The organism is Bacillus sp. 105MF (assembly GCF_000374885.1).
Classification (GTDB): domain Bacteria; phylum Bacillota; class Bacilli; order Bacillales; family Bacillaceae_G; genus Bacillus_A; species Bacillus_A pseudomycoides.
Map to the genome: position 1 here is coordinate 1 of NZ_KB895599.1, position 12,813 is coordinate 12,813.

The window sequence follows — 12,813 nt, forward strand, 5'->3', positions numbered from 1 at the left end:
TAGGCGCCATCGGCAGCCACTCCCGCAAAGGAAACTGCCATGACAATGCTTGCATTGAATCATTCTTCTCTCATTTTAAATCTGAAATGTTTTATCTTAATTATTATCAAACAAAGGAAGAACTAATTCAAGCTATTGAAACATACATCTATCATTACAACTACAAACGATTCCAAAAAAGGCTTAACCATCGAGCTCCGATTGAATATCGAATCTCGATGGCTACATAGTCTTTTTTTACAGCTGTCCACTTGACGGGGGTAAGACCAACCAGTCTGTCCAAAATCAGAAAGAATTTATCCATCAATTGTTTGGACTTGCAGCATAAGATACGATTCCGTTAGGAATATATGCGCCTTATTCTCTTTTATTTTATTTTTGCACCAGAGCCAGATTTTTTTATAAGTTAATGACTTCTATCTAACTATCTAACCAGAAATCTTACATTTTTGTAAGATTAGAGATTACAGGGTGTATTTTTGAATATTTCGTGTATTATGTTTATAATAAATTCTTTCACACAAAGGAGATTATACCTATGTCGTTTGAACAAACATTAGAAAAGTATGCTGCTCTTGCAGTAAATGTCGGTGTTAATATTCAGCCTGGACAAATATTATCTATTAATGCGCCACTTGAGGCAGCCCCATTTGTCCGTCTTGTTACAGAAAAAGCATATAAGTCAGGTGCAAAACATGTATATGTAGATTGGAACGATGAAATCCTAACACGCTTAAAATTTGATTTAGCTCCTGAAGAAGCATTCTCAGAATTCCCTGCTTGGAAGGCGCATGCACGTGAAGAATTAGCAAAAGAAGGCGCTGCATTTATGTCTATCTATGCAGAAAATCCAGATCTATTAAAAGGTGTAGATGCAAAACGAATTGCAAGTGCTCATAAGGTTGCTGGAGAAGCAATGAAAGTATACCGCGATTATTTACAAGCAGATAAAGTAAGTTGGTGCGTTATCTCTGTTCCTACGAAAGAATGGGCAGCAAAAGTGTTCCCTGATGTTAAATCAGAAAAGCAAGAAGAAAAGCTATGGGATGCAATTTTCCAAGCAACTCGTGCAAATCTAGAGAATCCTGTGGAAGCATGGAAAAAACATGATGAAACATTACATAAAAAAGTAGATTATTTAAATGAAAAACATTATAAGGCGCTTCATTATACAGGTCCTGGAACAGATTTAACAATGGAACTTCCAGAAAAACATGTATGGGCTGGAGCTAGTAGCTTAAATGAGAAAAATGTACCATTTATGGCTAACATTCCAACAGAAGAAGTATTTACAATGCCATTAAAAACAGGTGTAAATGGGCAAGTATCAAGTACAAAACCATTAGCATTTGCAGGTAACATTATCGATAACTTTACACTTACATTTGAAAATGGACGCATTGTAGAATATAAAGCTGATGTTGGTGAAGAAGCATTAAAGCATTTAGTTGAGACAGATGAGGGTTCTCATTTCTTAGGAGAGGTTGCATTAGTGCCTCATGATTCACCAATTTCTAATACAAATATTTTATTCTATAATACGTTATTTGATGAAAATGCATCTTGCCATTTAGCAATTGGGCATGCTCATGCAACTAACTTAATCGGTGGTAAGACAATGACAAAAGAAGAACTTGCAGAAAATGGGGCAAACTCTAGTATTACACACGAAGACTTTATGATTGGTTCTGCCAAGCTTAATATTGACGGCATTACAGCAGATGGCACACATGAACCAATTTTCCGTAAAGGAAACTGGGCGTTTTAATAATAAGTCACGAAAAAAGTACTGTCTCCTGAAAGAAGGCAGTACTTTTTAAATTTTCTATTCTCTTTAACCCTCACCATTTTACTCCTTTTTATAAAAAACAAAAAATCCGATTTCAAATGAAATTGGAAATAAAAGTAAGTCTATGACCTATTTTTACAAGTATCTCGGCTGTACCCCATTGCCATCAAGCTAAGATTTTAAAGTACCCCCTAAATGGAAATTTTGTGTTTTTTGTAGGACCGAAGTTCATTTTTATCGTTTTGGGGAAGAATGTGTTTCTTAACTTGATAGCGATGTGGCGGGACCCCTAAATCAGCATCTCAAAAACAAGGAGACGCGCAGAATTAAAAAGAACAGACTTTTCTTTTTTGAAAAGTCTGCTCAAAAATAAATAAATTCAAGTAATTACCATCCAAGCCAAACAAGGCCTTGGTGCCATGAACCATCTGTATTCACTAAGGTTACAACATAGTCTCCTGCTTTCATAGGACCAAAGAAGTCTGTAACATAATCGCCACCGCTCATTGGTCCTCCTTTTACAGTATGGGTTACAGTGTTTCCTGATGATAAACTTTTTACTACAACTTTAAAATTAAAATTTTTATTGTTTTGAATACCTACTCCAATATTTCCATTGTTTGCTACAGATATAGTTTTTTTCACTTGAATTGATGTAGAAAAATTATAATTACCGGAATATCTCCAATCAAATGCTGCAGCTGCTTTTTCTCCAATAAGATTATTTTTATCAGAAAAATTTGGTACAAATGGTCTTTCTACTTCACTTGTATTTTCAACTATACTTTCAATTCTATCTGAAATATATTGTTGGTTTTCTGAATAAGCTGTTTCAGTTGCTTTATTCGGAGAACTCACAGGTTTTACTGTATCAGCTGATGCTGCACCAATCCCCCCAGTTAATGCAATACCTGTCGCTAATGCCCCGACTACTAATTTCTTAAACATAAAAAATCCCCTTTAATAGTTTTGTAACTCACACCCTAAATGTATCATCTTTTACAAAAAAGTTAATATTTAGAATTTATAGAAATGTTTGTCTAATTATTAGGGATATTCAGTCATAAATTTATCAAAGTTTATTAAAAAATATCCATCCATTCATAAATTACTGTAAATTAATAAAATTTTCGCTTTGGGGACACTTTAAATTACTAGCTTGATGGGCATGGGGGAGGGGACAAATTTCAAAATTCGGGGGATTGGTGTCATAACTTAAGGAAGGCCTCCACGCACCAAAAGGTCAACGTAGCTATTCAGCGACTCGTACGAGCCAATGAGACTATTAATTTCAACAGTGTAGCGAGTGAAGCTGGTGTGGCGAAAGCAACGCTGTACAACAACCGGGAGTTGCGTGGTCGGATTGAGACATTACGCCAACAACAAGCACAAGCGCCTATACCAAAACAGATCAAAGGGGAGATAAATGACAGTAACAAAGATGCCATCCTTGAGTCGTTGAAGCGAAGAATCAAAAAATTAGAAGATGAGAACAAGCAATTGCAGGAGCAATTGAAAGTTGCTTATGCAGATGTATACAAAAAAATTTAGGGTATGAGGAGAACATTGTTCTTCTTCCCTGTTCATTCAACAAACGGGCCAGATTATTAAGAAAAGAAAATGAATCACTTCAATGTTTTCTGAAAATTATGGGAGGATATAAATACGGTGAACACAGTTTTTTTAGAATTTAATTGACCTTATAATAAAAAAGAGCGCGCTAAATTAAATTGAAAGGTGCAAAAACATGATTACAAATCAACAATTAGTAATAAACAATTTTGAAGAAAAATTAAAAGTATTTACTCATGCAGTTAGTGGAGAACTTACAAAGGAAGAAGATTTCGTCATAGCAAATACAGAAATTCCTACTGATACATTCAATGTATTATTGCCGAAATCTCCAAATATCAAAAATGCAGTTAAGATTAGACATGGAATCGATAATTTTTCTTATAAAGAATATCCCTTTAGTATTTGGATTGATGCTCAGTATTTAAACGATGATTGGAAAAAACTTATGCAAGAATATGACCTAAAAGAAACGGAACGTAATGTAATGATGAAACTTGAAAATACTCTTAATGTTGGTCAAAGAATTTCCCATCAGCTTATGATTACTAATGTGAAAAATAATGAAGAACTTTTAAAATATATAGAGGTATTTATGAGCTTATTTGAAGGTACACCAGAAAAAGATGCATTAGAAAGTTATTTTAATAAGTTTTCACACATAAAATTAGGTTCAGAAGTTCAAATGTTTATTGGATGCATAGACGAAATGGCTGTAACTACTGGTTTATTAATAGAAAGCAAAGATAGTTATGGTATTTATGATGTGATGACAAAAGAAACATTTAGAGGTAAAGGAAATGGCAGTGAAATGTTTCAATTTCTTCTAAATCAAACAAAGGATAAACAAAAACCAGTTGTATTACAGGCTTCAGATGATGGGAAAAATATCTATAAGCGATTTGGATTTATGGATGTCGGAGAAATGGTTGTATTTGAATAAGGGGTTTTCTTATTAAGCTAAAGGGCGCGATTGTTGAACAAAAAGTAAAAGGAGTGAAACATATTATACATGACTAATATGTTTCACTCCTTATTTTTTATGATTTTTTACGATTTAGGTCTTGATAATATGATAAGGATTCTTTTTTTACATTAAATTTCTAGAAAGAAAAGAGATAAGATCGGGGAATGCGATCTTATCTTCAGCATAAGGAGTAAAACAAAAGGGAATAACCATCTTATTGTTATTATATTATATTTTTTAATATCAAAACCATAGATAATATTTATATCTATATTGAGAAATTTATTACAAAATTAGTTGTAAATGTTTAAAAAACCGAAAGTAAACTTTTACCTAGTAGTTTACTTTCATAATATTGATTTTTATACGTGTTTGGTAAAGAAGACACAATGAATTGCAAAAAAAAACTATACCGAAATCTAGTTCGGTATAGTAAAGTGCATATAAAAAATTCCTCTTTGCTATCTCCCCAAAAAAGAATCATTGCCGAGGACCTTATAAACTGTCTTTTCAGAAATATTACAAGCGTGTAAGTAAAATGTAAGGCAATTCAATATGAGAAAAATAATTTTACTACTACAATGAATAACAGAAACATTCATGAAAAACTTGTGGTACGATATCAAGTTATTTTAGTGCTTAAAACATTCGATTAAGAATTACAGTTTAAATAAGGAAATACGAAACTAGACCACCAATTAATGGGAAATTATTCGTATTTTAAAAAAAGTAAAAATGTCGGCAGGCATCATCTATCAACTTTCATTCTTAGTTTGTAAATTTGGAGGGGATTTCTCATATGAAAATAGTAAAAGTAAAAGATCTTAGTAAAGAATACACAGGAAAGGTTTCACATACAGCACTTTCAAATATTAATTTAACAATTACAGAGGGAGAATTTGTTGGGATTATGGGCCCTTCTGGTAGTGGGAAAACAACGTTATTGAATATGGTTTCTACTATTGACTCACCAACATCAGGCAGTATATTCATTAATAATAAAAATCCTTATCAACTTTCACCCAATGATTTGGCCTTATTTCGCAGACAGGAATTAGGATTCGTCTTTCAATCCTTTAACCTGTTGCATACATTAACAGTAAAAGAGAATATGGTTCTTCCGCTCGTATTAGATGGCATGAATGTGAAAAGAATGAATAAACGAGTAGAATCTATTTCAAAAAAATTAGGAATCAGTGAAATTTTAAATAAACGAACATATGAAATATCAGGAGGACAAGCACAGCGAACAGCTATTGCCCGTGCACTCATTCATTATCCTAAATTGGTTCTTGCCGATGAGCCAACAGGAAACTTAGATTCTAAAGCTTCCCAAGATGTAATGGAGATATTAACACAATTAAATAAAGAGGAAAAGGCAACAATGATGTTAGTAACGCACGATCCAGTTGCTGCAAGTTACTGTGACCGCGTTATTTTTATTAAAGATGGACAGTTATATAATGAAAGTTTCTACAATGACAATCGTTCGTTATTTTATCAAAATATTATGGACAGTCTTTCTATGTTAGGAGGGAACAAAAATGATTTTTCGGCAGCTCGCATTTAATAATGTTATACGGAATAAACGAATATACCTCGGCCATTTTTTTAGTAGCACATTTGCGGTAATGATTTTTTTTACTTATGGGCTACTTGTCTTTCATCCGAACCTACAAGGCGAACTGACTAACGCAAGCACCATAATGAGTACATTTGGGAAAATAGGATTTCTACTATCGTATTACTTAATCTTTTTTTTCTCCTTCTTTTTGATTTTCTATTCTGTTAGTGCATTTTTAAAAAATAGAAAAAAAGAGTTTGGATTATTAATGTTACATGGAATGTCTTATCAACAGCTTCATCGATTAATTTTTCTCGAAAACATGTTGATTGGAATCCCTTCTATAATAGCAGGCATTGGGATTGGGATGATTTTTTCTAAATTAGTTTTACTAATTAGTGGGTCTTTATTGGCAATAGAGCATGCGTTAGCATTTTACTTTCCATTAAAGTCTATGGGAGTAACAGCTATTTCCTTTTTTGTTTTATTCCTACTCATTTCATTGTTTACATCAAAAATGGTGAAAATGAATGAGCTTGTAGAACTAATAAAATCAGAGGAAAAGCCAAAACCTGAGCCGAAAGCGTCCGTTTGGATATCCTTGTTGGCAATTATCTTAATTGGAGCAGGTTACTCCGCCATCCACCACAGTATCGTCGCGGTGAATTACATGAGTTTGAATCAATTATTATTACTCGTAGGAGTAGGTGTCACGCTTGTCGTATTTGGAACCTATTTTTTCTTCACTCAATTGTGTGTATATGTGATATACACTTTAAAAAACAGAGAGACTACATTCTTTAAAAGAACCAATCTACTTGTTATCTCAGAATTAATGTATCGAATGAAAGATAATGCGAGAACGTTCTTTATAGTTACAATTATATCAGCTGTATCTTTTACAGCAATTGGAGTTTGTACGGCTATCGCAAATCCTGAATTGGCAAAACATGAGACCCCATATGCATTTACCTACCAATCGGATAAGGGGAATACACGAGAAAAATCCCATATTGAAGAGATAAAAAAACAATTAAAAGAATCTGGATTTTCTTATAAACTTGTAGCAACAAAATTTAAAAGGGCACAAAACGGGTTGGTGTTAATTAATCTTTCTACGTATAATGAATACGCTAAAAAATTAGGGTATGAAATAGAAAAATTAACAAATGAAAATGAAAGTATCGCTATACTACCAAAGAAAAACCACACAAGTGCAGAGGATCGAAAAACATTTGAATTAAAACATGGTGAACTAGAAGTACCACTTTCTGTTCAAAAAACAATTTCTATCCCAGAATTCGCCACGATTGATGAACCTGTTATTGTCTCTGATGCTGTTTACAGTAAGGTCCTAAATATTCAACATGAAAGTGTACTCCGAGATTACACCATATACGGTTTTATCATAAAAATTTGGTCTGAAACAACTGCAGTTTCTACAAAACTTATGAAGTTCATTGGTACGAGTCAAGATGCTTATTATGCCTTTTCATCTTTGAATTTAAAATGGCTTGAACTGAAACAACAAAACGGATTACTTTCTATTACAAGTGTATTGGTGGGAATTTTATTTTTCGTATTTACGCTAAGTTTTTTATATTTCCGTCTATTTACTGATTTAGAACATGATAAAGAGCAATATCAGATGATTTCAAAATTAGGTTTAAGCCAAAAAGAGTTAAAGCAAATTGTGACAAGACAAATGATGATCCTATTTTTCTTACCGATTGTAGTGGCTATGGTTCACAGCAGTTTTGCATTTCTAACTTTTCACCAATTAGGACAAACAGTAAGTAGGGAAATGTCCGTTATTCAAAGCTCAATTGTTGTATTAGTAAGCTTTATTTGTATGCAAATTATTTATTTCCTTATTATTAGAAATCACTATATAAAACGCATGTGTACAAAAATATAATTATAAAAAAGATAACAAAAAAATTGAAGTTGCATATTCAATCACTAATTATGGTTGGATATGCACCTTGAAAGCAAGTTTAATCCAAATGCAGTTGGAGATCAGGGCACATCTCTTGGACTGTTTCAACTCCATCGAGGTGGATTAGCACCCAGAGATTTAACGAACGAAGATTTGAAAAATGCAGAAACCAATACTCGAATTGCAATATCTAATATGACAAGTGCATATAACCGTGGTTTACAGAAAAGTTTAAAAGGACCAGATCTATTAAAACATGTTGCTAATACCTCAGGTTGGCCTGGAAATAAGGGTGTTCAATGGACAGAGAAACAGACAAACTATAACAAGGGTTTAGAAAACAGTTTTAAAATGTTTTCTAAACGACAATACGATTTTCTAGAATGAAATTTTTAACGATTATTATTATATAATTTATGCTTAAATACGAAAATTCCCTTCAAAAGATACACAGATTGACTTTGTACTGCTTATATCAGGAATTTAAAGAAACATAAGCACAATATGTATAATTCTCCCACTGCACTAGTATAGTGGTCTTTATTAACAGCAAAAACTACAATTTACAAGGAGAACACTTTATGAGTAAGAGAATAAACGAATTAGATTCAATACGAGGACTAGCGGCTATCACAGTGGTATTTGGACATTTTTGTTTAATGCTACCATCATTGCCTAATTCTATAAAACTATCCCCTCTTAGGTTTTTATGGGCTGGTGGGGAAGCTGTAATCATTTTTTTGTACTCAGTGGTTTTGTGCTATCTATGGCACTTTATCATTCAAAAACAAATTATTGGGGATATTTAATTAAGCGATTTGTACGAATCTATATCCCTTATTATTTCTGGATATTCATCACCTTTGCTGTATTTATTTTATTTTCACCATATGAAGTTACGGGACTACGAGATTGGTTCTATGATAAGTGGCAAGGGCCTATAACAAAATTAGATATTATTAATCACTTTGTACTTCTTAATAACTTTTTTACGGATAATTATAATCCGGTTATCTGGTCATTAGCTCAAGAAATGCGTATATCTATCGTGTTTCCCTTGTTATTCCTTCTGTTTTATAAACAGAGTTGGAAGAAAACGATACTGTTTGCTATGAGCTTTTCTTTAATTAGTATTTTCCTTAATATGTTGCATATTGGGAAAGCTGAGGGGTTTTATAATGGTTATGCCGATACACTGCATTTCACATCTATGTTTATGGTCGGAATGTTACTTTTTAAGCACCAGGAAGAACTTACCCACTTATATAGAAATATGAAAAACTTAAAAAGAAATCTTCTTATCACACTAGGAATCTTTCTATATGTATACTCTACTGGAATTTTGTTGATTTCTCGTAGTGATACTGCTTTCCTATTAAAAGATTGGGGTGTCGTAATTGGCGTTAGTATACTGATTATAATGGCCATGAATAACCTAAAGGTAAAAGCAATTTTAAATAAGAGTGTATTTGTATACTTAGGAGAAATTTCATATAGTATCTATTTATGTCATTTTCCAATCATGATGGTACTATTTAAACTTTTGTATGCAAAGATACCTATCCTGTTCCTTCTTATCTTATGTATTGCAATGACAATACTTTGTTCTATATTATCGTATCATTTAATTGAAAAGAAATGTATCAATTGGGCAAAACAAAGAACAACAAAGTTTCAAAAAAAGGTTTGATACTTGGAGGGATTTTATTTCTTTAGTAAATATACGAATATTACCGGTTCCTTAACGTATAAGGTACCGGTTAATTTGTGTTCAAATTTTGTCTAAACGTACAATTTTTTTGTCTCTTAGGATTCTGATCAACAGAACTTACACGTACATAACCTATTTTTCTCATATTCTACTTTCCTATTTTGAAACAAGTCATACGGGACACTCCGAAGTACCATTGTAACTTTAGGAGATAATTTGCGTAGTTTTTAAATGATAAATTGCATATAAAACAGCTTTATTTTGGATGAAAAATACTTCACCGAACGAAAAAAATAAGATAAAGTCGTTAAAAAATCTTACGTCCTTTAATTGAAGAAAAAACTCTAGACATTTATCCAAAAACAACGTTTGTAGCATGCTTTGGACTAAACTTTACTTTAGTCCAAAAAAGTTATCATCTAACTAGTATGTTTTACAAACTAGTTATTGTATGATACAGTATATTCAACTAATATGTTTTGCAAACTAGTGAGGTGAGTAAATGAAGGAAACACAACTACTAAAGGGTGTACTTGAAGGTTGTGTGCTATCTATTATTAAACAACAACAAGTATACGGTTATGAACTTGTACAAATAATGCGTAATTATGGGTTTACAACAATAGTAGGTGGAACGATTTATCCTCTATTACAAAAGTTAGAAAAACAAGGGTTAATTAAAAGTAAGGAGCTCGCTTCACCAGATGGACCGAATAGGAAATACTTCATTATTACACATGAAGGAGAAGAACAATTAGAGGGTTTTGAAGAACAATGGAGTTCATTGATTGTAAAAGTGAATCGGATCTTGAAAAAAAGTGGGGAGTGAATCGGATGAAAAATAATTCAGCTAAACAATTAGTGGAGCAAAATAATGAGCTTAGAGAACAGTTATCTCCAGAAAATAAAACGTATTATGAAGATATCTTACTGTATATGCGAACATTTGGCTTTTTCTATGAAGAATTAGAAACAGAACGACATTTAATGGCGATATTACAAGATATTTTAGAAGCGCAAAAGCATGGTGAATCTGCAGAAGAGTATTTCGGTAAAAATCCGAAAGAAGTCGTAGATCAACTAACAAAGCAATTTGATCAACCTTCATGGAAATCGATTTTTAAAATAAGTGGTTGGCTTTTTTTAATCAGTACGTTTTACGTCATTGTCGGTAGTTTTACAGCTCCATCATTACAAATAAATGTTTTTGTTATATTGTTGAATGGGATATTCTCAGTTGCATTCATTTATGGTGTTTTTAAATTGTTACATCTGAGTATTTATATAAAAACGAAATTACCAAGGTTAATTAGATTTTTCGTAGTATGGATAATGGCAATGATTGCATTTGGTGTATTTTTCATTATTCATCTTTATACACCGAAACAGGGAATTGTAAAAATTGGTACCCCATTTGATTGGATTGCTATTCTTGTTATTTTAATCGTGTCTATCGTTTATGTTATATTCAAAAAGAAACGAGAATTCTTTGGAGGTCTTACTTTCGTTATCACTTTAGGAATCTTCGGTTTATTATTAAGGATTCCACAAACGAAAGAATTTTTCCAGGATGGTAAAAACCCAACTTTTGTCGTTCTTAGCATTATTTTGCCTGTTGCGCTCTATGTACTAGTTGAATGGTTACTATTTCGAAAAATGGAAGGTGAAAATTAGTTATGAATAAATAGTGATTATAATACAGAGGTATCATTTTAACACCCTTTAAATGAACGATATTACTTCAAATTAACCTTTTTCAAATCGTAACATCCATATAAAAGATAATCCCTGCATTTTTCTCAAATATTTTTCAAAGTGCAGGGATTATTTTATTGAAAAATCAACATTTTTAGTTTTGATTAAACTTTATTGGGTTCTGTTGCAAAGTTACCCAAAACATAGAGAATCTAGGGTTGCATCGTTAAATGGTTATGCAACCATTAATAATTCCTGTAATTCGTTATACACCGAAAAGGCGGAGCCTATTTGAAGACTTCGCCTTTGTTTGTATAGGGCATGAATGGTTTCAATGCCTTTTATTGTACGAGAAGCATGCCGGAGATTTTGAAATCCCGATGAACTAGCAAAACGACGTTTCACATGTCGGTGGTCTTGTTCTATACGATTATTCATATGTTTAACGGTACAATGAACGGTACTTTTGTAAAATCCTTTCACCTTTAACTTTTTAAATGCACAAAGTAACGCTGGCGCCTTATCTGTTGTCAGAACCGTAGCATCTATCCTGTAGGGAATAATTCTTTTTTGTCGTGATTAAATCTTTAAATGAAATACATCTAAACTGCATTTCATATTTATATAACGGATATATCCTATAAATACATCCAATGTGATGTGAAAAAATATAAGAAGAGGGGAGTGGAATGAAAAAACTATTACCAATTTGTGCGATAGCACTTTTTCAATAGGTTATTCTTCAGCAGCAAGTGCGTCTACTGGAACAATAACAAAGGAAGAAGTAGCAATTCAAGAATAACAAAATTAAGGTGAATTGACAAAATCAGGCTCTGGCTCGAAAAATATTTTCATTGTGTACACTGATAATATTTATAAATAAAGGACGTGTATGACGATGACAAAGGCAGCTAAGCGCTTTTTTAACAAAGCCTTTGCTGCCTTTCATACTATAAACTTCGTATGATAACTGCGCAGATGACGATAAAGCCCATCTTGTTGTTAAAACAAGTAAATAGCATACCTCAAGATATGCCACTTCGTGTGAAAAATTTTAAACAATATCATTGGTATATTAAAAAATGGAATTGGAACATGTTATGGTTAAAATCGTTTTAAACTGCTAAAAAGACAATCACTGGGATAGAAACCATGAATATGGTCAAAATGGGACAGATAGATTTAGGGGACTAGTCTGTTCAAAATCAAAATATCTGCATCAACCACTTGTTTGGACTCATTGCATAAGATAAGATCCCGTTAGAAATTTACAACCCATTTGTTCTTTTTATTCATATTTGTACTAGAACCAATAAGACAAATGCTCTTCAACGTGATTAGGAGTAATGAATAAGATATAAGTGGTTAGTTTGTCCTACACTGCAATATATGTAAAGGGTACAGTATGTATTAAACTCCCCTTATACCATAAGGAGGAATACTATGTTTAATTTTCGTACAATACTAATCATTTTGTTTTTCATGTTAGTTAGTTATTTATTTTTTTATGGTAGACTACTCTTCTCGGCAGAAGGATAATTCATATATAACAAATAAAAAATCACTGTTATGGATG

At 32.4% G+C, this 12,813-nt stretch carries 8 protein-coding genes and 5 pseudogenes; 11 read left to right on the top strand and 2 right to left on the bottom strand.

Annotation, left to right across the window (positions count from 1 at the left end; translation table 11 throughout):
• Both C564_RS35545 and C564_RS0127295 read left to right on the top strand, forming a co-directional pair.
• A partial coding sequence (locus tag C564_RS35545) for an IS3 family transposase (RefSeq protein WP_155896294.1) occupies positions 1 to 230 on the top strand: 230 nt, incomplete at its 5' end.
• Positions 231 to 538: 308 nt separating this feature from the next.
• Complete coding sequence (locus tag C564_RS0127295) at positions 539 to 1,768, top strand: aminopeptidase (protein ID WP_018767571.1); 1,230 nt, start codon at positions 539 to 541, stop codon at positions 1,766 to 1,768.
• 408 nt (positions 1,769 to 2,176) lie between these two features.
• Here the strand turns inward: C564_RS0127295 and C564_RS0127300 are convergent, their stop codons facing one another.
• The gene (locus tag C564_RS0127300) at positions 2,177 to 2,737 is read right to left on the bottom strand and encodes a hypothetical protein (protein ID WP_018767572.1); all 561 of its coding nucleotides are present in this window, start codon (positions 2,735 to 2,737) and stop codon (positions 2,177 to 2,179) included.
• Positions 2,738 to 2,998: 261 nt separating this feature from the next.
• Here C564_RS0127300 and C564_RS32730 point away from each other — a divergent pair.
• The 8 genes and pseudogenes from C564_RS32730 to C564_RS0127340 all read left to right on the top strand — a co-directional run.
• Positions 2,999 to 3,340: pseudogene (locus C564_RS32730) on the top strand (DUF6262 family protein); the annotation flags it as partial.
• 196 nt (positions 3,341 to 3,536) lie between these two features.
• Complete coding sequence (locus tag C564_RS0127310; protein WP_018767574.1) at positions 3,537 to 4,304, top strand: GNAT family N-acetyltransferase; 768 nt, start codon at positions 3,537 to 3,539, stop codon at positions 4,302 to 4,304.
• 823 nt (positions 4,305 to 5,127) lie between these two features.
• Positions 5,128 to 5,898 carry an ABC transporter ATP-binding protein gene (locus C564_RS0127315; protein ID WP_018767575.1) on the top strand — a complete coding sequence of 257 codons (771 nt, stop codon included), beginning with the start codon at positions 5,128 to 5,130 and terminating at the stop codon, positions 5,896 to 5,898.
• Entirely contained in the window at positions 5,873 to 7,810 is a 1,938-nt protein-coding gene (locus C564_RS0127320; protein ID WP_018767576.1) for an FtsX-like permease family protein, read from the top strand. The genes C564_RS0127315 and C564_RS0127320 overlap by 26 nt, the downstream gene beginning before the upstream one ends.
• 69 nt (positions 7,811 to 7,879) lie before the next feature.
• Positions 7,880 to 8,218 (top strand): annotated as a pseudogene (locus C564_RS32735) (transglycosylase SLT domain-containing protein); the annotation flags it as partial.
• A gap of 194 nt (positions 8,219 to 8,412) precedes the next feature.
• Positions 8,413 to 9,521: pseudogene (locus C564_RS33830) on the top strand (acyltransferase family protein).
• A gap of 523 nt (positions 9,522 to 10,044) precedes the next feature.
• Entirely contained in the window at positions 10,045 to 10,371 is a 327-nt protein-coding gene (locus tag C564_RS0127335) for a PadR family transcriptional regulator (RefSeq protein WP_018767578.1), read from the top strand.
• Positions 10,372 to 10,376: 5 nt separating this feature from the next.
• A complete protein-coding gene (locus C564_RS0127340; RefSeq protein WP_018767579.1) occupies positions 10,377 to 11,216 on the top strand; it encodes a DUF1129 domain-containing protein in 840 nt (279 codons plus the stop codon).
• A 255-nt stretch (positions 11,217 to 11,471) separates the two neighbouring features.
• Here the strand turns inward: C564_RS0127340 and C564_RS35555 are convergent.
• Positions 11,472 to 11,780, bottom strand: a pseudogene (locus tag C564_RS35555) (DDE-type integrase/transposase/recombinase); the annotation flags it as partial.
• Positions 11,781 to 11,926: 146 nt separating this feature from the next.
• On the opposite strand from C564_RS35555, the pseudogene C564_RS38290 reads away from it, so the two are divergent.
• A pseudogene (locus tag C564_RS38290) lies at positions 11,927 to 12,027 on the top strand (LPXTG cell wall anchor domain-containing protein); the annotation flags it as partial.
• Positions 12,028 to 12,813: the final 786 nt, after the last annotated feature.

Excerpts from the sequence above, each read along its gene's own strand:
- C564_RS0127300 (WP_018767572.1), bottom strand. The coding sequence starts at position 2,737 with ATGTTTAAGAAATTAGTAGTCGGGGCATTAGCGACAGGTATTGCATTA.
- C564_RS0127320 (WP_018767576.1), top strand. The coding sequence starts at position 5,873 with ATGATTTTTCGGCAGCTCGCATTTAATAATGTTATACGGAATAAACGA.
- C564_RS0127310 (WP_018767574.1), top strand. The coding sequence starts at position 3,537 with ATGATTACAAATCAACAATTAGTAATAAACAATTTTGAAGAAAAATTA.
- C564_RS0127315 (WP_018767575.1), top strand. The coding sequence starts at position 5,128 with ATGAAAATAGTAAAAGTAAAAGATCTTAGTAAAGAATACACAGGAAAG.
- C564_RS0127295 (WP_018767571.1), top strand. The coding sequence starts at position 539 with ATGTCGTTTGAACAAACATTAGAAAAGTATGCTGCTCTTGCAGTAAAT.
- C564_RS0127335 (WP_018767578.1), top strand. The coding sequence starts at position 10,045 with ATGAAGGAAACACAACTACTAAAGGGTGTACTTGAAGGTTGTGTGCTA.
- C564_RS0127340 (WP_018767579.1), top strand. The coding sequence starts at position 10,377 with ATGAAAAATAATTCAGCTAAACAATTAGTGGAGCAAAATAATGAGCTT.